The sequence below is a fragment of the Caulobacter ginsengisoli genome, assembly GCF_030814835.1.
Classification (GTDB): Bacteria; Pseudomonadota; Alphaproteobacteria; order Caulobacterales; family Caulobacteraceae; genus Caulobacter; species Caulobacter ginsengisoli.
This window is the reverse complement of record NZ_JAUSVS010000004.1, coordinates 53,920-74,502: the sequence shown is the minus strand read 5'-3', so window position 1 is coordinate 74,502 and position 20,583 is coordinate 53,920. Positions and strand designations below refer to the sequence as shown.

Here is a 20,583-nt window from a genome sequence, read left to right as displayed (position 1 = left end):
GCTTCGAATCACCTGGAGGTGTCTATTGCCCCCCATGAAGGTCCTGGTCACAGGCGGCGCCGGGTTCATCGGCTCGGCGGTCTGCCGGCTCCTGGCGAACGCGCCGGGCTGGACGGTCACGGCCGTCGACGCCCTGACCTATGCCGGCAACCTGGCCAGCCTGGCGCCGGTGATGGACCGCATCGCCTTCATCCAGGCCGATGTCGCCGACCCCGCGGCCATGGCCGACGCCTTCGCTCAGGCCCGGCCGGACGCGGTCATGCACCTCGCCGCCGAGACCCATGTCGACCGTTCCATCGACGGGCCGCTGGACTTCGTGCGCAGCAACATCACCGGCACGGCGGTGCTGCTGGAGGCGGCCCGCAAGGCCTGCGGCGGCAATCCGGACTTCCGCTTCCTCCAGGTCTCCACCGACGAGGTCTATGGCTCGCTGGGCGAGGACGGCCTGTTCCGCGAGGACAGCCCCATCGATCCGCGCTCGCCCTATTCGGCCAGCAAGGCGGCCGGCGACCACCTGGCCCGCGCCTGGAACCACACCTATGGGCTGCCGACCCTGGTCAGCAATTGCGGCAACAACTACGGCCCCTGCCAGCTGCCCGAGAAGCTGATCCCCCTGACCATCCTCAACGCCCTGGAGGGCCTGCCCCTGCCCGTCTATGGCGACGGCGGCAATGTCCGCGACTGGCTGCATGTGGAGGACCACGCCCGGGCCCTGGTCGCCATCCTGACCAGGGGCCGGGTCGGCGAGACCTACAATGTCGGGGCCCGCAGCGAGCGGACCAATATCGATATCGTCCGCCAGGTCTGCGACCTGGTCGACCGCTTCGCCGGCCAGCAGAACCGCCGTGAGCTGATCACCTTCGTCGCCGACCGCCCCGGCCACGACCGCCGCTACGCCATCGATCCGACCAAGCTCGAGACCGAGCTGGCCTGGCGACCCGTCGAAAGCTTCGAAACCGGGCTGGAAAAGACCGTGCGCTGGTATCTCGACAATCCGGCCTGGTGGGAGCCCCTGCGCGCCCAGGGCCATGGCCGCGCCCGCTTGGGACTGGCGGCGGCGGGAGAGAAGCGATGAAGGGTATCGTCCTGGCCGGCGGACGGGGAACGCGGCTGCATCCCTCGACCCTGGCCATCTCCAAGCAGCTGATCCCGGTCTACGACAAGCCGATGATCTACTATCCGCTGTCGACCCTGATGCTGGCCGGCATCCGCGAGATCATGATCATCTCGACCCCCGAGGACCTGCCGCTGTTCCGGCGGCTGTTCGGCGATGGCGACCACTGGGGCCTGAACCTGTCGTATGCGGAGCAACCCAACCCGGAAGGCCTGCCGCAGGCCTTCCTGATCGCCGAGGACTTTCTCGCCGGAGAGCCGGCGGCGCTGATCCTGGGCGACAACGTCTTCTACGGCGACAAGATGACGGTGACCCTCCAGGCCGCCGCCCAGGACCCTGGCGGGGCCACCGTCTTCCTCAATCACGTGGTCGATCCCGAGCGGTTCGGGGTGGCCGGGTTCGGCCCCGACGAGAAAATCATCTCCATCGAGGAAAAGCCTGCCCAGCCGGCCAGCAACTGGGCGGTGACGGGCCTCTACTTCTACGACGACCAGGTCGTGCCCCTGGCCCGCAGCCTCAAGCCCTCGGCGCGGGGCGAGCTGGAGATCACCCATCTCAACCGCCTCTATCTGGAGGCCGGCCGGCTGCACGCCGTGCGGCTGGGCCGCGGGGTCGCCTGGCTGGACATGGGCACCCCCGACGCCCTGCTGGAGGCCAGCCAGTTCGTCCACACCCTGGAGCGCCGCCAGGGCCTGAAGATCGGCTGCCCCGAGGAGGTGGCCCTCAACATGGGCTTCATCGACCTGGACCAGTTCGCCGCCCTGGCCCAGCGCCTGGCCGGCAGCGCCTACGGCGACTACCTCACCTACGTCCTGACCACCTACGAGCGCGAGCCCAAGGCGGTCTGGCGGGTGGCGGGGGCGGAGTGAGTGAACGCGCCATCGGCGGGGTCATGCCGGCCGTTGTTCCGGGTCCGGTGGCCGAAAGCCTGTGGGATCGCTGGACCGCCGGCTGGGCCCATGCGGCGGCCTTCTCCACGGCGCGTTCGGCGCTGGCGGCGCTCCTGCGGCAGCAGCAACCCCGGCGGCTCTGGCTGCCGGCCTATGTCTGCCAGACGGTGCCGGACGGGACGGCTGGCGTTCCGGTCAGCTGGTATGCCGTGGACGGACAGCTGGAGCCCGACCTGAGCGAGGTCGAGGCCGGCGACACGGTGCTGGTCGTCGACTATTTCGGGCGCCCGGCCCTGGCGGAGCGGCGGCCGGACGTCTTCGTCATCGAGGACCGGGCCCAGGCGCTCGACCCGGACGCCCCGCCGTTCGGGGATGTGATCCTCTACAGTCCGCGCAAGCTGATCGGGGTGGGCGACGGCGGGCTGCTGGTCTCGAACCAGCCGCTGCCGACGCCGGACGAACCCGGCGACGAGGCGCTCTGGGCCGCCAACGACGCCCGCGCCCGCGATCCCGACGGTCTGGACCCTGGCGGCTGGCGGCTGGCCTTCATCGCCCGCGAAGCCGGGTTCGAACCCGACGGCCGGGCGATGAGCGGACGGACCCTGGCGGCGCTGCAGGGTTTTGACTGGCGAGCCGAGGCGGTGAGGCGGCGGGCCAACTGGACGGCGCTGGCCTCGGGTCTGGCCGGGATGGCGCTGTGGCCCGAACAGGATGTTCCGTTCACGCCGCTGGCCTATCCGATCCTGGTCGAGGATGCGGCGGCGATGAGCGCCTGGCTGGCCGACCGCCGCATCTGGGCGCCCCGGCACTGGGCGGAAGTTCCCTCGCCTCCATCCTTCACGGGGGCGCATGACCTGGCGCGTCGTTGCCTGTCGCTGCCGCTGGATGGCCGCTATGGCGCGGCGGACATGGCGCGGATTGTCGAGGCCGTGCGCGCCTATCCGCGGTAGGCCGGGAAGAACCCCGTCTCGCGGCCCGCGCTCAGCGCCGCGTAACGCCCCTCATCCAGCGCCGCCCCACAGACCTGCGCCACCACTTCGCGGTTGGCGAATCCGCGCTTGAAGGCGGCCAGCCCGTCGTCCGGATCGTCGCCGTGACCCGCCCCGCCGCCGAGGTTCATCACCCCCTGCCCGGCGAAGTGCTGAATGGCGGCGTCGTAGAGTGCGAAACTCGCCCCGTTGGCGTATCCGGCGGCGTCGGATGCGGTGAGATGGTTGTAAACCACCCCCTCCCAGGCGAACCACAGGGTCATGGCCACAACCTGCGAGCCTATTTCAGCGACGAAGGCTTGCATCGCCGGCTGGGCCGCCAGCATGGCGAAATAGCCGTCCGGGAAGTCGGCCGCGCCCGACACCGTCCGCCGCTCGACCAGACCGGCATAGAGCCGCCGCCAGTCGTCCAGATGGTCCGCCAAGGCGCGCCGCTCGACCCTGCAGCGGCGGTGACCCCGGCGGATGCGCTCGGCGTGGTGCTTGCTGGGGGTGAAGGGGCCGTCGATCAGCTGGTGGGTCTTGAACGGCCGGCGGATCGTGAAGGCCGAGAGGTCTGTTCCCTGCAAGGGGTCGGGCACCACCACAACCGATACCAGGCCATGCTCAGCTAAACGGGTCAGTCCGCCAGAGACATCGGCGTCTTGCGGCAGCACGGTGAGCGGATAGGGGCCGATGGCGTCAGTCCCGCCCGCCGCAATGCTCCGCTCAAGGACGAACCCGCGCCACTCCGAAACCTCGACTGCCCGGCCAATGTGGCTAAGCGCCTCGGCATAGGCCCGGCTGGCATAGGGATGGCTCACGCCCAGTAGGATTCCAGCGGCCGGTAGTCCTCGGCCGTCACCCCGACCAGGATGCGGTCCCAGCGCCGCCCGGCCCGGTAGTGCCAGCCGCGCTGGCGGCCCTCTTCGCGCCAGCCGCACTTGCCGACATAGAGGGCGTGGCTGGCGGCGTTGTCCTCGATGATGTCGCCGTCGAGCCGCCACAGGCCCAGCTCGTCGAAGGCGTAGCGCATGACGGTCATCACCGTGTCGCGGCCATAGCCCTTGCCGCGCAGGTCCATGGGACCCAGCATCATGCCGTGGAAGGCGACGCCGTTCTTCCAGTCGATATTGACCAGGTTGGCGGTGCCGATGACCTGCGGCTCCTCCAGGGTCTCGATCACCCAGCGGTGGTTGGCCGCGTCACTCTTCAGCCCGGCGAACCAGGCCCTGGTCGAATCCAGGCTGGACGGAAACCGCCAGCCGCCGAGATTGCGCCACAACTCGGCGTCGTTGGCCCAGCGGTGCAGCAAGGGCAGGTCGCCCTCCTCCACCGCGCGGAGTTGAATGCGTCGCCCACGGATCATCGGGCCCTCACGATGGCGTAGATGCTGGCGCAGTCGGCCGGCCGCTCCAGGCCCAGCCGATAGCAGCCCTCCAGGAAGGGATCGCCGATCAGCGGCCCGCCGATCAGGGCGTTGAGCTGGAAGTTGGCCAGCGGCTTGAAGAAGATGCCACCGGTGGCCTCGGCCGGCAGGCCCGCCGCCCCCACGTCCCGCGCCAGGGTGTCGAGACGGTAGACCCGGCGATGGCCGGCGGCGATGTCGTCGGGGCTGAGGGCTTCGAGATGGTCCAGCACCCCCATCTTCACCGCGATCCGCCGCGAGGGGGCCTCGGCGTTGGGGACGACCACGAACAGCCGGCCGGTCGGGGTCAGCAGGCCGCCCAGATGGGCCAGCACGGCGACCGGGTTCTCGACATGCTCCAGCACGTGGGAAAACAGGATGGTCTCGAAGCGTTTGGCCGGCGCATAGTCCTCGACCAGGCTCTGGACGAACTGAGCCCGGCCGCCGATACGGGCGCGGGTATGGTCGATGAACTCGGCCGCCGCCTCGACCACGGTCAGGTCGGGAAAACGCTCGATCAGCAGGCTGGTCTGGTCGCCATGGGCGCAGCCGACCTGCAGGGCCGGGCCGTCGCGGAACCAGGGCTCGAAGGTCCGCATCATGAAATGCCGCATGGCCAGGTCGAAGGGCGCGGCCCCTTCGCCGTAGCTGCCGGTCACGGCGTCCAGGCGGGCGGCTTCACTCATCGCTGGTCCGGCTTGAAGGTCCAGCGTTCGGGCGGCTGGTAGTATTCTTCCAGGCTCTCGGGTGAGCGGGCGTCGTAGCCGAGCAGCTGGCGGGCCTTGGGGCTCAGGCCCTGGTCGGGGCCCAGGTAGCGGGGCCAGTCCATCTGCGGCTTGAAGAAGGGCCGGCCGAAACAGAGGGTCAGGGCCCGGCGCTGGGCGGCGCTGCGGTTCGGGGCGGCGGAATGGACCAGCAGGCTGTCGAACAGCAGGATGTCGCCGGCCTTGCCGGTGACGGGCTCCGCATACTGATGGAACAGTTCCAGCGAGGGCATGGCTTCGACCTGGTGCGAACCCGACAGCACCAGGGTGGCGCCGTTTTCGACGGTGAAGTCGTCCAGCATCACCAGCATGTTGAGCGACAGCCGATAGTCGCGGCTGTAGGCGCGCACGTCACGATGGGGCTTGAGCGTATAGCCGTCGGCCCCCGGCTGCAGCAGGGTGGCGCCGAAGTTCAGCAGGATGAATTTGCCGGCGAAGTGGCCCTCGATGGTCTCCCAGAGCGGCGGGTCGGCGATGAAGGCGTCGAAGCTGGTGTCTTCGCCCAGCACATGATGGGCGGCGCCCTCCATGTTGGCGCCGACGCCGTTCTTCAGCTGCAGGGCGCGGCGCCTGGCGTAGACGGTTTCGCTGTCGTCGCGCAGGGCCTGAAGCTGGACCTCGCCGATCTGGCCGGGGAACAGCACCCAGCCGCGGGTCGTCATCAGATAGTCGACGGTCTCGGCGGTCAGCGGCGGGGCGGCGGGGGTTTCGTGGCGCATGGTCAGGCCCGAAGCTGCACGAAGAGGGCGGTGCCCATGACGAAGCTGAAGGCGATGCGGTCGGCGTCGCTGGCCAGGAAGGCGTCGCCAACGCGCCTCGGCCCATCGCCGAAGGCCCAGACATAGTCGTCGAAGATGATCCAGCCGCCGGGTTTCATGTGGCCGATCCAGGCGGCCGCGTCGGCCGCGACGCTGTCATAGGCGTGATTGCCGTCGATGTGGAGCACCGCGATCTGGCCGGCGTATTCCACATGGCCGAATGCCGGGGTGTCGACCACAAGGCCGGGGCCATAGTCGGCTGCGCCGTCGGTGGAGCGGGCGCGGATGTAGTTGAGGTCGCCCCGCGCCAGGGGGCTGAGGTTCATCTGGAAGATGGCCAGGGCTTCGTCGGTGTCCATGGCGGCGCTGGCCCGGTCGAGGACGGCGACGCCCTGCGGCAGCTCGGCGCTGGACCAGGGATCGACGCAGAGCATGGAGCCGACGCCGTAGTGGCGGCCCAGCCAGTTGAAGAGGGCGGCGGAGCGGCCCCACCAGGAGCCGATCTCGACGATATCGCCGGCCGGGGCGTGGCGCATGATCTCGCAGACCGAGGCGATCTTGTCGCCGTCGCACATGCCCGGAATGGTGTCGACGAGCCGGGTCAGGCCCGCCGCCTGAACGGGCGAGAGGCGCGGCTTGGCCGGCAAGGGCGAGGCGGCGAACCAGTCCTCCGTCCTCTGACGTTCGGCGGCCTGGCGCAGGTCGCGATAGGCCCGCTCCTTATCGCGCATCGGCGAGGCCTCGATCAGCCGCGCGCCGGGGGCGGACTCCGCCATGATGTCGGCCAGCCGGCCGGCCACGACCTCGTGGGGAGCGTAGATGGCGTCGATGTGGCGGCGGGCGACCACTTCCTTGAGGGCCGGCGGGAAGGCCTCGTCATGCACGAAGGGCAGGAAATCCCAGTTGGCGTATGAGCTTTGAGCCGCGTCGAAGGCCAGCGACGAGGCTCCGATCACCGTGTCGCCCCGCGCCTCGGCCTCGGCCCTGAACCGCAGGGCGTCGGGCAGGCCGGCCGGGAAGACCAGGATGGTGCTCATCCGCGCACGGCCTGGATGACGGCGCAGGCCAGCCAGTCGATGTCGTCCTCGTCCATGTCGGCGGCGAAGGGAAGGCCCAGGGTTTCGCGGGCCAACTTCGTGGTGACGGGCAGCGGGTCGGACGGGCAGCCCGCGAAGGCCGGGCTGGCCTGGCAACCCCCGCCCCACCAGCGACGGGTGTCGACGCCGCTCTCGGCCAGCGAGGCTTCGAGCAGGGGCGCGCCGCCGCCGTCGATGCGGACGATGCAGGTGGTCGAGACCCAGTGGGTCCCCCAGCCGGGCTGGAAATTGATCTCCGGGACCAGGGCCAGGGCCAGCCGGATCTTTTGCGCGGTGATGGCGTAGCGCAGGCGGGCCGAGGGCCAGCCGTCCAGGGCCGCCAGGCCCACGGCGGCGGCGTATTCCGACAGCTTGGCGTTGGTGGCCGGGACCAGGGATTCACGGCTGCCCTGGAAGCCGAAACTGGTCTGGGCCCGCACCCGCGCGACGAGGTCGGCGTCTTCGCAGGCCAGGTAGCCGCCTTCGCCCACCCCGAGCAGCTTGGTGGCGTGCAGGCTGACCAGGGTCGGCAGCGAGGCGCGGGTGACGGTGTCGAAGGCGGCGGCGGCGTCGATCAGCACCGGCACGCCCGTGGCGTCCATCAGCGCCTCCCACGGCCGGTGTTCCAGCGGCGCGCCATAGGGGGCGACGACGATCACCGCGCTGACCCCGCCCTTGGCGATGGCGGCGCGCACGTCGGCGGGGCTGGGAACCTGAGTCTGCGGATCGACATCGAGGAAATGCGGGGTCAGGCCGGCCGCCATGGCGGCATGGGCGGTCGCCACGAAGGTCCAGGCCGGCATCAGGCAGAGGCCGGGCTGCACGCCCAGCGCCTTCAGCGTCAGGGTGATGGCCTGGGTGGCGTTGGCGCAGGTGGCGATGTTGGTGGGGGCGGCGAAACGATCGGCCAGCCGCTCCTCGAACCGGGTCAGCAGCGGCCCGAAGTTGGAGTACCAGCGGTTGGCGTCCGCCTCATGCAGATAGGGCAGTATCGCCTCGGCCGGCGGCGCCCAGGGGCGGGCGACGGGCAGGCGGCGAGGCGCAGTTTCGGGCGCGGATTCGGGCGTAGGGCGAAGGGATTGGGTCATGCTCGGCCGGGACAATGGCCCACTTTGGGTTACCGGCAGTCCAACAGGGTATGGTTAACGCCGCCTTCACGAGGTGTTTTGGCCGCACGGGCGGTTGCCTTTCGGCTTCCGCGCCGGGAAACTGGGTAAAACGATTGTTCGAGGAAACTGCCCGATGTCGAGCTTTGCCCCCGGCGCCCTGGACGGTGTGCGTGTCCTGGACCTGACCCAGTTCGTGCTGGGGCCCTACGCCACCCAGACCCTGGGCGACCTGGGGGCCGACGTGATCAAGGTCGAGGAGCCGACCGGCGACCGCCAGCGGGGCGGCAAGGCCCCCAATTCCAAGACCATGGGCCCGACCTATGTGGCCCTGAACCGCAACAAGCGCTCGGTGGTGCTGAACCTGAAGGAAGAGCCCGGCCGCCGGGCCCTGCGCCGCCTCTTGAAGACCGCCGACATCTTCATCCACAACATGCGGCCCGAGGCCATCGCCCGGCTGGGCTTCGACTACGAGGCCGCCAAGGTCATCAAGCCCGACGTCGTCTATGTCGAGGCCATGGGCTACGACCCGGCCGGCCCCTATGCCGGACGCCAGGCCTTTGACGACCTGATCCAGTCGGCCGCCGGGGCCTGCGGCCTGACCGCCATGGTCGACAAGGATGCGGTCTTCCGCCCCCTGCCCACCATCATCGCCGACAAGACCTGTGGCCTCTTCGCCGCCATCGCCTGCCTGGCGGCCCTGCGCCACAAGGAGCGGACCGGCGAGGGGCAGTATGTCTGCGTGCCGATGCTGGAGACCTTCACCGGCTTCCTGATGGCCGAGCACCTGTATGGCGAGACCTACCTGCCGGCGACCGGCCATTTCGGCCACACCACCACCATCACCCCGCACCGCCGTCCGTTCCGCACCAAGGACGGCTGGCTGTCGGTGCTGCCCGCCAACCGCGAGCAGTCGGCCCGCTACCTGGCCCTGGGCGGCATCCCGAACGCCTATGAGACCGAACGCTTCACCTCCGCCCCGGCCGGCGGCGGCCGAGTCGACGCCTATTACGGCATGATGGACGAGGCGACCTCGACCCGCACCACCGAGGAATGGATGGTCCTCTGCGCCGAGAACAACATCCCGGCCATGCGGGCCAACCTGCCCGAGGAAATCTTCGACGACCCGCAGCTGAAAGAGACGCTGTTCGAGACCCGCGAACTGGAGGGCGAGGGCGCCTACCGCGCTATGAAGCCCGGCCTGCGCTTCTCCAAGACCCCCGTCTCCATCCGCCGCGACCCGCCGCCGCTGGGGCGCGACACCGACGAGGTGCTGGCGGAGATTGGGGCGGACGCTGAGACGGTGTGAGGCCGGGTGGCGCTGTGCGGCGGTTCCGGCTCATTTGAACCACGGACAACACGGACGGGCTGCGTTTTCCCGCGACATCGCCCCGAAGGGGCTTTTAATCGATCGGCCTTCGGCCGGGTGGCCTCATTTGGCTCCCGTCCGTGTTGTCTGTGTTGTCCGTGGTAAATTCTTAAGGGCGTTCCGCCCCTACGGCGCGAGCAAGGCTAGCGCTTCCTCCGCCAACCGCCGGGTTAGCTCGCCAGCCGGCAGGTGCGCGGCCAGCCGGGCGGCCTGGCCGGACCAGGCGTTGCCGAAATCGGCCGGCGCGGCGACCCGGAGCGGCGCCACGGCGAAGGCGGCGTTGGGGAAGGCCGGGGCGTTCGGCGATAGCGGGCCCTGCTCCTTGACCAGCCGGTTGGCGACGCCCCGCGCTGGGCGGCCCGTGAAGACGTTGGTGATAGCGGTGTTGTCGTCGCGGGCGTTTTCCAGCGCTTCGCGGTGGCCGGGCGCCAGTTTGGCTTCCGGCGAGAACAGATAGGCCGTGCCGACCTGCACGGCCGAAGCCCCCAGCATCAGCGCCGCCGCCACGCCCCGCCCATCGGCGATGCCGCCCGCCGCGATCACCGGGATATCCACCGCGTCGACCACCTGCGGAACCAGGGCGAAGGTCCCGACCTGTCCCGCCATGTCCAGGCCCAGGAAGCTGCCGCGATGGCCGCCGGCCTCCGAGCCCATGGCGATGATGGCGTCGCAGTCCCGCTCGGCCAGCCAGACCGCCTCGGCCACCGTGGTCGCCGAGGCGATGACCTTGGCGCCGGCCACCTTGACCCGCTCGACCAGCGAGGGCGAGGGCAGGCCGAAATGGAAGCTGACCACCGCCGGGGCGGTCTCCTCGACCACCTGGCAGTAGGCGTCGTTGAAGGGCGCGCGGCCGCCGCCGGTGGGAATGGCGGCGGGATCCAGCCCCAGCTCGACATAGTAGGGCGCCAGAGCCGCCCGCCAGGCCAGGTCCCGGGCCAGGTCGTCGGCCGGTGGCTGGTGGCAGAAGAAGTTGAGGTTGAACGAACGGTTGGTGGCGGCGCGGATGGTCCCCACCGCCTCCCGTAGCTGGTCCGGCGACAGCAGGGCCGCCGGCATCGAGCCCAGCCCGCCGGCCGCGCTGACCGCGGCGGCCATCTCGGCGGTGGACGAGCCGGCCATGGGGGCCTGGATGATCGGCAGGTCGATGCCGAACAGGTCGAGGATGCGGCGGTCGGGCCAGGAAAACATGGGGCTAAGGTAGGCGTTCGGTCGGCCTGGCGAAATGCGCCTTTGCGTGAGGCTGGGTTCATCCCGCCCGAACCATTGGCAAGAATTGCCAGTGGAGTTATCGTGCGGGCATGGGAACGCGAAACGTCAATCTGAGCGTAGGCCTCGACCACTTCATCGACGAGCAGGTGGAATCGGGCGTCTATCAGAATGCCAGCGAAGTCGTTCGGGCTGGTCTGCGCTTGCTCAAGGAGCAGCGAGACGAACATGAAGCCAAGCTTGCCCGACTGCGGGAAGCCATAAACGAAGGGCTGGAGTCTCTTGATCGGGGCGAAGGTATCGAGGTGACCGATATCGACGCCTGGATGCTTGAACTGCAGAACGAGAGCGCCGAGTGAGGCTGCTGGTGCTGGCGCTACCGGCCCGGCGCGATATGGACCTGATCATCCGACAGAGCCGGCAAGCCTTCGGAGAAGAGGCGGCGACCCGCTACCGCCGCCTGATGACAGCGGCGTTCCAAGAGCTCGTTGAAGAACCACAGCGACCGGCGTCCCGTCTGGAAAGCAGCGCTTCGAGCCCTGTTTGGCTCTATCACCTCAGACATGTCGCGCGGCGTCAGTCCGGTCTGCGGCTTGCCAACCCTCGCCACTTTGTCGCCTATCGTTTTGATAGCGACCGGGTAGACGTGGTCCGAGTCCTGCACGACGCCATGGATTTCGAAGCCCAACTCAAGGGCTAGTGCACATAGCTCCCAGCGTTGATGTCGATCGTCGCCCCCGTCGCGTGGTCCATCAGACCTGAGGCCAAAAACACCACCGTCGGGGCGATATCCGCCGGCTCGGTCATCCGGGTCAGGGCGATGTCGGATGATGCATAGGCCTCGCCATACTGGTCGATGAAGTCCTGGGCCATCTCGGTGCGGGTGAAGCCGGGCGCGACGGTGAAGGCGACGATCCCCTGCTTGCCGAAGCCCCGGGCGATCGAGCGGGTCAGGGCCACCAGCCCGCCCTTGGAGGCCGCATAGGCCAGATAGTCCGGCGTATCGCCCCGGAACGCCGCGCGGGAAGCGATGTTGACGATATGGCCGCCGCCCTGGGCGATGAAATGCGGCAGGGCGGCGCGGATCAGGGCGGCCGGGGCGCGCAGGTTGACCGCCTGGGTGAGGTCCCAGTTCTCCGTCCAGGCCTCGCCGTCCAGGGGTGAGCCCAGGGCGATGCCGGCGTTATTGACCAGCGCGCTGATGGCGCCCAGCCGGGCCTGGGCCTCGGCCCACAGCCGCTCGGGCTCGCCGATCCGCGCCAGATCGGCCTGCAGGGCCACCCCGCCGATCTCGCCCGCCAGGGTTTCGGCCTCGTCGACGCTCGACCCATAATGCACCGCCACCCGGGCCCCGGCCTCGGCCAGCTTGCGGGCGATGGCCACGCCGATGCCGCGGCTGGCGCCGGTGACCAGGACGGACCGGTCGGAAAGATCGATCTGCATCCTGTGGGTGTAGGGCGAGTCCCAGAATTGCGCCATGTTGGCCGAAAAAATGCGTAGCGCCACTCCGCATTTTGTGATGATCTAGGCTGGAGGATCGGCCGTAAGAGTCGAAAACACTGCGGGAGAGGAACGCCCCATGCCCAGCCTGAAGGATATCTACGCCATCGAACCCGACGGTTCGAAATGGTCGGTGCCCCAGAACTACGACGTCAATTTCAACTGGGACTATGACGATGGCCGCGTCGCCATGGCCGGCCTCTACCGCAAGGGCGTGGAGATGCAGTGGGACGCCAACACCCGCATCGACTGGACCCAGGAGCTGGACGAGGACAACCCCGAGCAACTCCCCGAAGCCATGCTGCCCATCGCCGGCATGGCCCAGTACGAGGCCATGTCGCGCCAGGAAAAGGCGACCGTCCGCCGGCACTTCCAGGGCTGGCAGATCAGCCAGTTCATGCAGGGCGAGCAGGGGGCGCTGATCTGCGCCGCCAAGATCGTCACGCAGGTCCCGGACATGGACTCCAAGTTCTACGCCTCGACCCAGGTCATCGACGAGGCCCGCCACGTCGAGAGCTACAAGCGCCTGCTGGAGAAGTTCAAGGTCGCCTATCCGATGACTCCGCCGCTGCAGGAGCTCATCGACCAGGTGCTGCGCGACAGCCGCTGGGACATGACCTATCTGGGCATGCAGGTGGTCATCGAAGGGCTGGCCCTGGCCGCCTTCCAGCAGATCCGCGACCACGCCCAGAACCCCCTGGCCGCGGCGGTCAACGCCTATGTCATGCAGGATGAGAGCCGCCACGTCGCCTTCGGCCGCCTGGCCCTGCGCGACTACTACCCGCAACTGTCCCAGGCCGAACGCAATGAGCGCGAGGAGTTCCTGCTCGAGGCCTGCTACCTGATGCGCGACCGCTTCGACGCGGTAGAGGTCTGGAAGACGCTCGGCCTCAACCCCGCCGACTGCGCCGCCCACATGTACGACAGCGGCTTCATGCAGATGTTCCGCTCGTCCCTCTTCACCCGCATCGTCCCCATCGTGAAGGACATCGGCCTCTGGGGCCCGACCATCACCAAGGGCTACGAGACCATGGGCATACTGGGCTTCGCCGACGCCGACGTGCAGGCCCTGCAGGAAGACGACGACAACATCGCCAAGGAGTTCGACGCCCGGAAGACCTATGTCGAGAGCGTCATGGCCCGGGCCGGGGCGATGGAACCGGCGGAGTAGAAACCGGGTCAAACCACGGGCTCCCTTCCTCCTCGATGGAGGAAGGGCGGGGATGGTGGTGGTGGCAGTGCGTTTCCGGAAGCGCTCGGGGGGGCGTGGTCGCCACCCTGAGCCCCTCGCCCAAATTCCGAGCGCGCACCACCAACCCTGCCCTTCCTCCATCGAGGAGGAAGGGTTCCAGAAAGCACGCTGAGAGTTTGCTTGATCGGTGAGGTCAGGCCTGAGACACCCGCCCCGTGAAGATGCAGGAACTGGAACGGCTGAGCGGCGTGGGGCGGGAGACCATCCGCTACTACATCCGCATGGGCCTGCTGCCCGAACCGACCCGGCCCAAGCCCAACGTCGCCAACTATGATGACGAGCACCTGCGCCGGCTGGCGGTGATCAGGCGGCTACAGCAGCAGCGCTACCTGCCGCTCAGCTTCATCAAGGACCTGCTCGACCGCCCGACCCATGGCAAGTTCGCCGCCTTCCCGGGGCTGGAAGGGCGCTTGGCGCAGGATCTGGACGTCCCCTCGCTCGAACCGGTGATCCCGGTCGAGGAGGCGGCGACGCTGGCCGGCATGCCCCTGCAGGAACTGCTGCGGTTGATGACCGCCGGGGTCATCGCCGAGGGCCCGGCGATCAGCGCCTATGACCTGGCCCTGGTCCAGACCTGGCGGCGCGCCCAGGACCAGGGCTTCGGCGAGACCGGCGGCTTCTTCAGCGAGGACCTGGCCATCTATGTCGAGGCCCTCGCGCCCCTGGCCAAGGCCGAGGTCGACCGCTTCTACGAACGCATCTCCGGCGCCGCCGACCCTGACGAGGCGGCGCGGCTGGGCCGGCAGGGGATCGAGATCCTGGGCGAACTGATCCTGCGCCTTCGGACCCGGCTGATCCTGGAGCGGGTGGCGGAGTTGAACCGCGAGGGTGAAGGCTAGCGGGTCTGTATTAGCGAGTTTGGCCGCCGTCCACCGGCACCACGGTCCCAGTCACGAAGCTGGCCAGCGGGCTGAGCAGAAACGCCGCCACCGAACCGATCTCCTCGGGCTTGCCGAACCGCCGCATCGGCACCTCGCGCTTGATCCAGCGCCACCAGGCGTCAGCGCGCTCACCCGTCGAGCGTTCCTCCCAGTCGCCGCCGGGGAAGATGATGTTGCCCGGTGCGATGGTGTTGACCCGCACGCCCTTGGCGGCGACCAGCTTTGAGAGCTCGCCGGCCAGATGGTTCATCGCCGCCTTGGCTGTCCCGTAGGTGAGCGGGGTGCCGAGCGCGGCCAGGCCGGCGATGGAGCTGATAAAGAGGAGCGCGCCCTCGCCCCGCTCGGTCAGCCGGCGCAGCACCGGCCGGGCCAGGCGATAGGCGCTGTCGAGGTTCTGCGAAAAGCCGCCGTCCCAGGTCGCGTCATCGATGTCGAAGCCCGGCGGGCACGGATGCAGGCCGACATTGGCCACCGCCCCGAAGATCGGCCCGAACTCGGCCTCGGTGCGGTCCAGCGCCGTCTCGATGGTCGCCGCATCGCGCATGTCGCCGGCCATGGCCCAGATCCTGTCCGCGCCATACTGGGCGGCGAGTCGGGCGCGGGTCTCCTCGAGCGCCTCGGCGCCCCGGGCGGTGATCGCCACCTTCGCCCCCTCGGCCAGCAGCCGCTCGACGATGCCCAGGCCGATGCCCCGGCTGCCGCCCGCCACGAAAATCACCTTGCCTGTCAGCTGCAGGTCCATGCTCGCCTCCCATTTGTTTCCACCGGAAAAGCGGGAAAGCGGCTCCCGGTCAATGGGCCTCGGCGGGAGTCCCGGTCCCCACCGGCGCCGCCTTGGCGAACGGCACCATGATCAGGCCGGCGATGAACACCCAGGCCATCAGCCGGAACACGTCGGCGAAGCCCATGGCCAGGGCCTCGCGAACGATGACCTTGGCCATCTCGGCCTGGGTGATGGCGGCGGCGTGCACGGCGTCGGGGGTCCAGGCCGAGATGCGGCGGCCCAGCTCGCTGGCGAAGCTCCCCGCCCCGCCGGCGGTGAGGCCGGCGGCCAGGTCCTGGCCGTGGGCGCGGCCGTAGCTGAGCAGCCAGGTGTTGACCGTGGCGATGCCGATGGCCCCGCCCAGGTTGCGCATCAGGTTGAACAGGCCCGAGGCGTAGCGCAGCTCGCTGGGGGGCACGCCGTTCAGGGCCATGCCGACCGCCGGCACGATGCACAGCAGGGTGGCGAACCCCCGCACCACCTGGGGCATGAAGAACTGCCCAAACCCCCAGTCGACATCGACGGCCGAGAACATCCACAGGCCCGTGGCGAACAGGATGAAGCCGGCGGCGATGACGAGGCGCTGATCGACCTTGGTCGACAGACGGGCGGCGATCGGGGCGCCGAAGAACATGGCGATGCCGGTGACGAAGACCGTCGTGCCGATCTGCAGGCTGGTCCAGCCCTGCACCCGGCCCAGGAAGACGGGGGTCAGGTAGGTCGCCGAATAAAGCCCGAATCCGGTGATGACATTGAGCGCGCAGGCCAGCGCGAAGGTCGGGCGCCTGAACGGGCTGAGCTTGAGCACCGGCATGGTCGAGAAGAAGCTGCGCTCGAAGAACACCACCGCCCCCACGAAGGACAGCCAGGCGGCGGTGGCGACGCCGCTGTCGTCCAGCCAGTCGTGGCGCGGGCCTTCCTCCAGCACATATTGCAGCCCGCCCAGGAACACGGCCAGCGAGGCGACGTGCAGCCAGTCGATGCGCCTCAGCATGGCCGGTTGCGCCTCGTCCAGCTTGCCCAGCATGGGCAGGATGATGGTGATGGCCAGGCCCGGCACGATGTTCATGAAGAACAGCCAGCGCCAGTCGGCTATCTCGGTGACCAGCCCCCCGACCGTCGGCCCCAGGGTCGGGGCCAGGGTCGAGACCACGCCCAGGATGGCCGGCACCATGGCCCGCTTGGGGCCCTCGAACAGGGTGAAGCCCGTGGCGAACACCGTCGGCACCATGGCCCCGCCGACGAAGCCCTGGATGGCGCGGAAGGCGATCATCGAATCGATGTCCCAGGCCAGGCCGCACATCAGGCTGGAGACCGTGAACAGCGCCGCCGAGGCGGTGAACAGCCAGCGGGTCGAGACGGCCTGCGACAGGAAGGCGGCCAGCGGGATCATGACGATCTCGGCCATCAGATAGGCGGTCTGCACCCAGGCGATCTCGTCGGGTCCGGCCGAGAGCCCCGCCTGGATGGTGTTGAGCGAGGCGGCGACGATCTGGATGTCCAGCAGGGCCATGAACTGGCCGAACGCCATCAGGCCGAAGATCAGGAACTTAGTCTTTTCGCTGAACACCCGGGGGGCCGGGATCGCCGCTGCGTCACTCATCGATAGGCCTTGCGTCGGGGCAGTGAGTTTTTATATGATACCCGTCATATAATGAAAGGCCGCGCGATGCGCTACCCCGAGGATCACAAGCAGGAAACCCGAGCGCGGGTGGTGAAGGCCGCCGCCCGTTCGCTGCGCCGGCAGGGCCCCGACAAGCTGGCCGTCGCCGGCGTGATGGCCGAGGTCGGCCTGACCCATGGCGGCTTCTACGCCCACTTCGCCTCCAAGGAAGCGCTGCTGGGCGCGGCGGTGGAAGAGGCGTTCCGCCAGGGCCGCAAGCGCTTTGCCCTGACCGCCGGGGACCAGGACGCCCGGACGGCCCTGGAGGCCTATGTCGACATGTATGTCTCCGCCTCGCATCGCGATGGCCGCGAGCTGGGCTGTCCGATCACCGCCCTGGCCGGCGACATGGCCCGCCAGGCCGGCCCGGCCCGCGAGGCCTTCGATACGGGGATCAAGTCGCTGATCGGCGGGATCGCCAGTCGGCTGCCCGGTGAGGACGAGGCCGCCAACACCGCGCTCGCCGGCTCGCTGATGGCCGAGATGGCCGGGGCGGTCAGCCTGGCCCGCGCCGTCGCCGACCCCACCCTTTCCGACAGCCTGCTCGAACAGTCGCGCGCGGCGATCAAGGCCCGCATCGCCGCCGTCTTTGAAAGCTCTGACCAATGAGCGCCGTCACTCTCGAAGCCGTCCCCAGCATCGCGCCCCCACCGAAAGTGAACCGGCGCGGACCATTGATCCGGGCCCTGATTGTCTTGGGCGTCGCCGCCGCCGTCGCCATCGGCGGTGTGACCTGGCTGCACGCCGCCCGGCCAGCCGAGGCCACCGACAACGCCTATCTCAAGGCCGACAGCACCACCGTCGCCCCGCGCGTCAAGGGCCTGATCGCCAGGGTGCTGGTCGCCGACAACCAGGCGGTCAAGGCCGGCGATCCGCTGGTCCAACTCGATCCCGAGGAATACGCCGCCCGGCTCGCCGCCGCCGAAGGGGATCTCGCCCTGGCCGACGCCGCCGTGGCCCAGGCCCAGGCCGCCATCAGCCGACTGGGCGCCGAGCAGGGCCTGGCCGCCGCCGGGGTGGCCGAGAGCCGCACCCGCATCGCCGCCGCCGACGCCGAGGCCAGCCGCGCGGAGGCCGACGCCCGCCGCTTCCAGGCCCTGGTCGCCGCCGGGACCGTGCCGCGACGCGACGCCGAGCGCGTGCAGACCGAGGCCATCGCCGCCCGCGCCAACGCCGCCAATGTCCGCGCCGCCCTGGCCGTCAGCCAGAGCCAGGCCGGCGTCACCACCCAGCGCCGGGGCGAACTGGAAGCCGCCCTTGCCGCCGCCCTGGCCAGCCGCGCCAAGGCCGCCGCGGCCCTGGATCTGGCCAAACAGGACCAGACCCACACCCTGATCCGCGCGCCCATCGATGGGGTGGTCGGCGACCTGCAGGCCCGGCCTGGCGACTACGTCCAGCCCGGCTCGCGCCTGCTGACCATCGCCCCGGTCGCCCAGGTCTATGTCACCGCCAACTTCAAGGAGACCCAGACCGGCCGCATGCTGACCGGCCAGCGGGCCGAGGTCCGGGTCGACGCCCTGCCCGGCGTCAAGCTGAAGGGCCGTGTGCAAAGCATCGCCCCCGGCACCGGCTCGGAATTCGCCCTGCTGCCCTTCGAACCGGGCACCGGCAACTTCACCAAGATCGTCCAGCGCGTTCCGGTCCGCATCGTCTTCGACCCCGGCCAGGCGGACGTGGCGCGCTTAAGGCCAGGGCTGTCAGCCAAGGTGAAGGTGGCGCTGAAATAGACTGAGACTCGGCGCGGACTCCCTGCCGTTGCCAACCCCGGCCCTTGCGCCGGGGTTCCCTTATCCGCCTCAAGGCTTCTCCGCCGCCTGCTCGACCTCGGTGATCGGCTTGTCGGTGAACAGATACTCCCGCAGCTGCTCGTCGAACTTGGCGTCGTTGCGGCGGATCCATTCGAGGATCATGCAGGCGTGCTCCATCTCCTCGTTGGCGTTGTGGATCAGGATGGCCTTGAGGGACTCGTCAGCCGTGTCGTCGGCCCGCTGGCGGTACCAGTCGACGGCCTCCATCTCCTCCATCAGCGAGGTGATGGCGTAGTGCAGGTGCAGGGTCGCCCGGCTGAGGCTCTCTCGGGGGACGTGAAGGGTTTCGCTGGACATGCTGCCATAGCGCGCCGCGCGCCGGGCGGTTCAATCGGCCAGCAGCATCTGCGCCGCCTTCTCGGCGATCATCACGGTCGGGGCGTGGGTGTTGCCGGAGGTGATGGTCGGCATCACCGAGGCGTCGGCGACCCGCAGGCCCTCGACGCCGCGCACCCGTAGCGACCCATCGACGACCGAGCCTGGGTCGGCGCCCATCCGGCAGGTGCCGACCGGGTGGAAGATGGTGGTGGAGATCTTGCCGATCTCGGCCAGCAGGTCCGGGGCGTCGCCCGGGCGGTATTCCTCCGGCCGATAGGGCGCCAGGGCCGGCGCGCCGCAGATGCGGCGGGTCAGGGCCACCGCGTCCAGCGCTGTCTGCTGGTCGGCCACGTCGCTGAGATAGTTAGGCCGGATCGCCGGCGCGGCGGCCGGGTCGGGCCCCTTCAGCATCACCTCGCCCCGGCTGGCGGGCCGCAGGTTGCAGACCGAGGCGGTGATGGCGTCGAAGGCATGCAGGGGCGAGCCGAAGGCGTCCAGGCTCAGCGGCTGGACATGGTATTCCAGGTCCGCCGTCGCCTGCCGCTCCGAGGAGCGGGCGAAGAGGCCCAGCTGGCTGGGGGCCATCGACATCGGACCTGAGCGGCGCAGGGCGTATTCCAGGCCGATCAGCCCCCGGCCCAGCAGACTTTGTGCCCGACTGTTGAGGGTGCGGGTCCCGGAGACCTTGAACACGGTGCGGATCTGCAGATGGTCCTGCAGGTTGGCGCCGACGCCGGGCGCGTCGACCGCGACCTCAACGCCGGCCGCCCGCAACCGTTCGGCGGGACCGATGCCGCTGAGTTGCAGCAGGTGCGGCGAGCCAATGGCGCCGGCCGCCAGCACCACCGCCCGCCCCGCCCGCGCCTCGCGGTCTTCCGTTCCCTGACGATACCGCACGCCGACCGCCCGGCCCGCTTCGATGATCAGACCCTGGACCTGCGCCCCGGTGACGATGGCCAGGTTCGGCCGCCGCTGCACCGGCCGCAGGAAGGCGTCGGCGGCGCTCCAGCGCAGGCCGTCCTTCTGGGTGACGTCGAAATAGGCGCTGCCGAAATTGTCGCCGGTGTTGAAGTCGGCGGTGCGGGGAATGCCCACCTCGACGGCCGCCTCGCGGAAGGCCTCCAGGATCGGCCAGCTCAGCCGCTGGGTCGCCACCTTCAGCGGCCCGCCGGCCCCGTGGAATTCATTGGCCCCGCCGTGATGGTCCTCCGACTTGCGGAAGATCGGCAGCACATCGTCCCAGCCCCAGCCGACCAGGCCCAGCTGGCGCCAATGGTCGTAGTCCGCCGCCTGGCCGCGCATGTAGATCATGCCGTTGATCGACGACGATCCGCCCAGCAGCCGCCCGCGCGGATAGCTGAGCGCCCGGCCCAGCGCCGGCTCGTGTTCGGTCGAGAACCGCCAGTCCGTGCGCGGATTTCCCTGCGTATAGAGATAGCCGATCGGCACCTTGACCCAGAACAGCCGGTCATGCCCGCCGGCCTCCAGCAGCAGCACCCGATTGCGGGGATCGGCGCTCAACCGGTTGGCCAGCACGCAGCCGGCGCTGCCCGCGCCGACGATGATGAAGTCGAAATCGCCCAGGACGTGAGAGGTCACGGGAACACCCCGACAGACTCCCTTCCTCCTCGATGGAGGAAGGGCGGGGATGGTGGTGGTGGCAGTGCGCTTCCCGAAGCGCTCGGGGAGGCGACCACGCCACCCTGAGCCTCTCGCCCAGGCTCCGAGCCCTCACCACC

At 69.4% G+C, this 20,583-nt stretch carries 22 protein-coding genes; 10 read left to right on the top strand and 12 right to left on the bottom strand.

Going from position 1 to position 20,583, the window contains the following annotated elements:
• Positions 1–34 precede the first annotated feature (34 nt).
• Genes rfbB through QO010_RS12010 form a run of 3 tightly spaced genes read left to right on the top strand, consistent with a single transcriptional unit; the run spans position 35 to position 2,954 of the window.
• A complete protein-coding gene (gene rfbB / locus QO010_RS12020; RefSeq protein ID WP_307349430.1) occupies positions 35–1,075 on the top strand; it encodes a dTDP-glucose 4,6-dehydratase in 1,041 nt (346 codons plus the stop codon).
• Positions 1,072–1,983 (top strand): glucose-1-phosphate thymidylyltransferase RfbA, encoded by a 912-nt coding sequence (gene rfbA, locus QO010_RS12015; RefSeq protein WP_307349429.1) that lies wholly within the window; start codon positions 1,072–1,074, stop codon positions 1,981–1,983. Before rfbB ends, rfbA begins: the two co-directional genes overlap by 4 nt.
• Entirely contained in the window at positions 1,980–2,954 is a 975-nt protein-coding gene (locus QO010_RS12010; protein ID WP_307349428.1) for an aspartate aminotransferase family protein, read from the top strand. Before rfbA ends, QO010_RS12010 begins: the two co-directional genes overlap by 4 nt.
• On the opposite strand, the gene QO010_RS12005 is transcribed toward QO010_RS12010, so the two are convergent.
• Genes QO010_RS12005 through QO010_RS11980 form a run of 6 tightly spaced genes read right to left on the bottom strand, consistent with a single transcriptional unit; the run spans position 2,942 to position 8,066 of the window.
• Positions 2,942–3,796 carry a GNAT family N-acetyltransferase gene (locus QO010_RS12005; protein ID WP_307349427.1) on the bottom strand — a complete coding sequence of 285 codons (855 nt, stop codon included), beginning with the start codon at positions 3,794–3,796 and terminating at the stop codon, positions 2,942–2,944. The genes QO010_RS12010 and QO010_RS12005 overlap by 13 nt on opposite strands.
• On the bottom strand, positions 3,793–4,341 hold the full coding sequence (locus QO010_RS12000; protein WP_307349426.1) for a GNAT family N-acetyltransferase: 549 nt from the start codon (positions 4,339–4,341) through the stop codon (positions 3,793–3,795). Before QO010_RS12000 ends, QO010_RS12005 begins: the two co-directional genes overlap by 4 nt.
• The gene (locus QO010_RS11995; RefSeq protein ID WP_307349424.1) at positions 4,338–5,066 is read right to left on the bottom strand and encodes a class I SAM-dependent methyltransferase; all 729 of its coding nucleotides are present in this window, start codon (positions 5,064–5,066) and stop codon (positions 4,338–4,340) included. The genes QO010_RS12000 and QO010_RS11995 overlap by 4 nt, the downstream gene beginning before the upstream one ends.
• A complete protein-coding gene (locus QO010_RS11990; protein WP_307349421.1) occupies positions 5,063–5,863 on the bottom strand; it encodes a phytanoyl-CoA dioxygenase family protein in 801 nt (266 codons plus the stop codon). Before QO010_RS11990 ends, QO010_RS11995 begins: the two co-directional genes overlap by 4 nt.
• Before the next feature lie 2 nt (positions 5,864–5,865).
• Positions 5,866–6,939, bottom strand: a complete 1,074-nt coding sequence (locus QO010_RS11985) for a class I SAM-dependent methyltransferase (RefSeq protein WP_307349419.1) — start codon at positions 6,937–6,939, stop codon at positions 5,866–5,868.
• Positions 6,936–8,066 (bottom strand): DegT/DnrJ/EryC1/StrS family aminotransferase, encoded by a 1,131-nt coding sequence (locus tag QO010_RS11980; protein ID WP_307349417.1) that lies wholly within the window; start codon positions 8,064–8,066, stop codon positions 6,936–6,938. The genes QO010_RS11985 and QO010_RS11980 overlap by 4 nt, the downstream gene beginning before the upstream one ends.
• Positions 8,067–8,220: 154 nt before the next feature.
• On the opposite strand from QO010_RS11980, the gene QO010_RS11975 reads away from it, so the two are divergent.
• Positions 8,221–9,393: a CaiB/BaiF CoA transferase family protein gene (locus QO010_RS11975; RefSeq protein ID WP_307349415.1), complete on the top strand. Its 1,173-nt coding sequence runs from the start codon at positions 8,221–8,223 to the stop codon at positions 9,391–9,393.
• A 186-nt stretch (positions 9,394–9,579) separates the two neighbouring features.
• Here the strand turns inward: QO010_RS11975 and QO010_RS11970 are convergent, their stop codons facing one another.
• Positions 9,580–10,641, bottom strand: a complete 1,062-nt coding sequence (locus QO010_RS11970) for an NAD(P)H-dependent flavin oxidoreductase (RefSeq protein WP_307349414.1) — start codon at positions 10,639–10,641, stop codon at positions 9,580–9,582.
• Between the two features lie 110 nt (positions 10,642–10,751).
• Between QO010_RS11970 and QO010_RS11965 the strand changes: the two genes are divergently transcribed.
• Positions 10,752–11,018: a type II toxin-antitoxin system ParD family antitoxin gene (locus QO010_RS11965; RefSeq protein ID WP_307349413.1), complete on the top strand. Its 267-nt coding sequence runs from the start codon at positions 10,752–10,754 to the stop codon at positions 11,016–11,018.
• A complete protein-coding gene (locus QO010_RS11960) occupies positions 11,015–11,359 on the top strand; it encodes a type II toxin-antitoxin system RelE/ParE family toxin (RefSeq protein ID WP_307349412.1) in 345 nt (114 codons plus the stop codon). The genes QO010_RS11965 and QO010_RS11960 overlap by 4 nt, the downstream gene beginning before the upstream one ends.
• On the opposite strand, the gene QO010_RS11955 is transcribed toward QO010_RS11960, so the two are convergent.
• Positions 11,356–12,138: an SDR family NAD(P)-dependent oxidoreductase gene (locus QO010_RS11955; protein WP_307349411.1), complete on the bottom strand. Its 783-nt coding sequence runs from the start codon at positions 12,136–12,138 to the stop codon at positions 11,356–11,358. The genes QO010_RS11960 and QO010_RS11955 overlap by 4 nt on opposite strands.
• A 100-nt stretch (positions 12,139–12,238) precedes the next feature.
• Between QO010_RS11955 and QO010_RS11950 the strand changes: the two genes are divergently transcribed.
• Positions 12,239–13,330, top strand: coding sequence for a ferritin-like domain-containing protein (locus QO010_RS11950; RefSeq protein WP_307349409.1), 1,092 nt, complete (start codon positions 12,239–12,241; stop codon positions 13,328–13,330).
• Between the two features lie 242 nt (positions 13,331–13,572).
• Complete coding sequence (locus tag QO010_RS11945) at positions 13,573–14,250, top strand: MerR family transcriptional regulator (RefSeq protein ID WP_307349827.1); 678 nt, start codon at positions 13,573–13,575, stop codon at positions 14,248–14,250.
• Positions 14,251–14,260: 10 nt separating this feature from the next.
• Here the strand turns inward: QO010_RS11945 and QO010_RS11940 are convergent, their stop codons facing one another.
• Positions 14,261–15,034, bottom strand: a complete 774-nt coding sequence (locus tag QO010_RS11940) for an SDR family NAD(P)-dependent oxidoreductase (protein ID WP_307349407.1) — start codon at positions 15,032–15,034, stop codon at positions 14,261–14,263.
• 49 nt (positions 15,035–15,083) lie between these two features.
• Positions 15,084–16,658, bottom strand: a complete 1,575-nt coding sequence (locus QO010_RS11935; RefSeq protein ID WP_307349404.1) for a DHA2 family efflux MFS transporter permease subunit — start codon at positions 16,656–16,658, stop codon at positions 15,084–15,086.
• A gap of 66 nt (positions 16,659–16,724) precedes the next feature.
• Between QO010_RS11935 and QO010_RS11930 the strand changes: the two genes are divergently transcribed.
• Both QO010_RS11930 and QO010_RS11925 read left to right on the top strand, forming a co-directional pair.
• Positions 16,725–17,327, top strand: a complete 603-nt coding sequence (locus QO010_RS11930; protein ID WP_307349402.1) for a TetR/AcrR family transcriptional regulator — start codon at positions 16,725–16,727, stop codon at positions 17,325–17,327.
• Positions 17,324–18,445, top strand: coding sequence for an HlyD family secretion protein (locus tag QO010_RS11925; RefSeq protein ID WP_307349400.1), 1,122 nt, complete (start codon positions 17,324–17,326; stop codon positions 18,443–18,445). The genes QO010_RS11930 and QO010_RS11925 overlap by 4 nt, the downstream gene beginning before the upstream one ends.
• 69 nt (positions 18,446–18,514) lie before the next feature.
• Here QO010_RS11925 and QO010_RS11920 read toward each other — a convergent pair whose 3' ends face one another.
• Positions 18,515–18,823, bottom strand: coding sequence for a ferritin family protein (locus QO010_RS11920; RefSeq protein WP_307349398.1), 309 nt, complete (start codon positions 18,821–18,823; stop codon positions 18,515–18,517).
• A 30-nt stretch (positions 18,824–18,853) separates the two neighbouring features.
• Positions 18,854–20,443 carry a GMC family oxidoreductase gene (locus QO010_RS11915; RefSeq protein WP_307349396.1) on the bottom strand — a complete coding sequence of 530 codons (1,590 nt, stop codon included), beginning with the start codon at positions 20,441–20,443 and terminating at the stop codon, positions 18,854–18,856.
• Positions 20,444–20,583 lie beyond the last annotated feature (140 nt).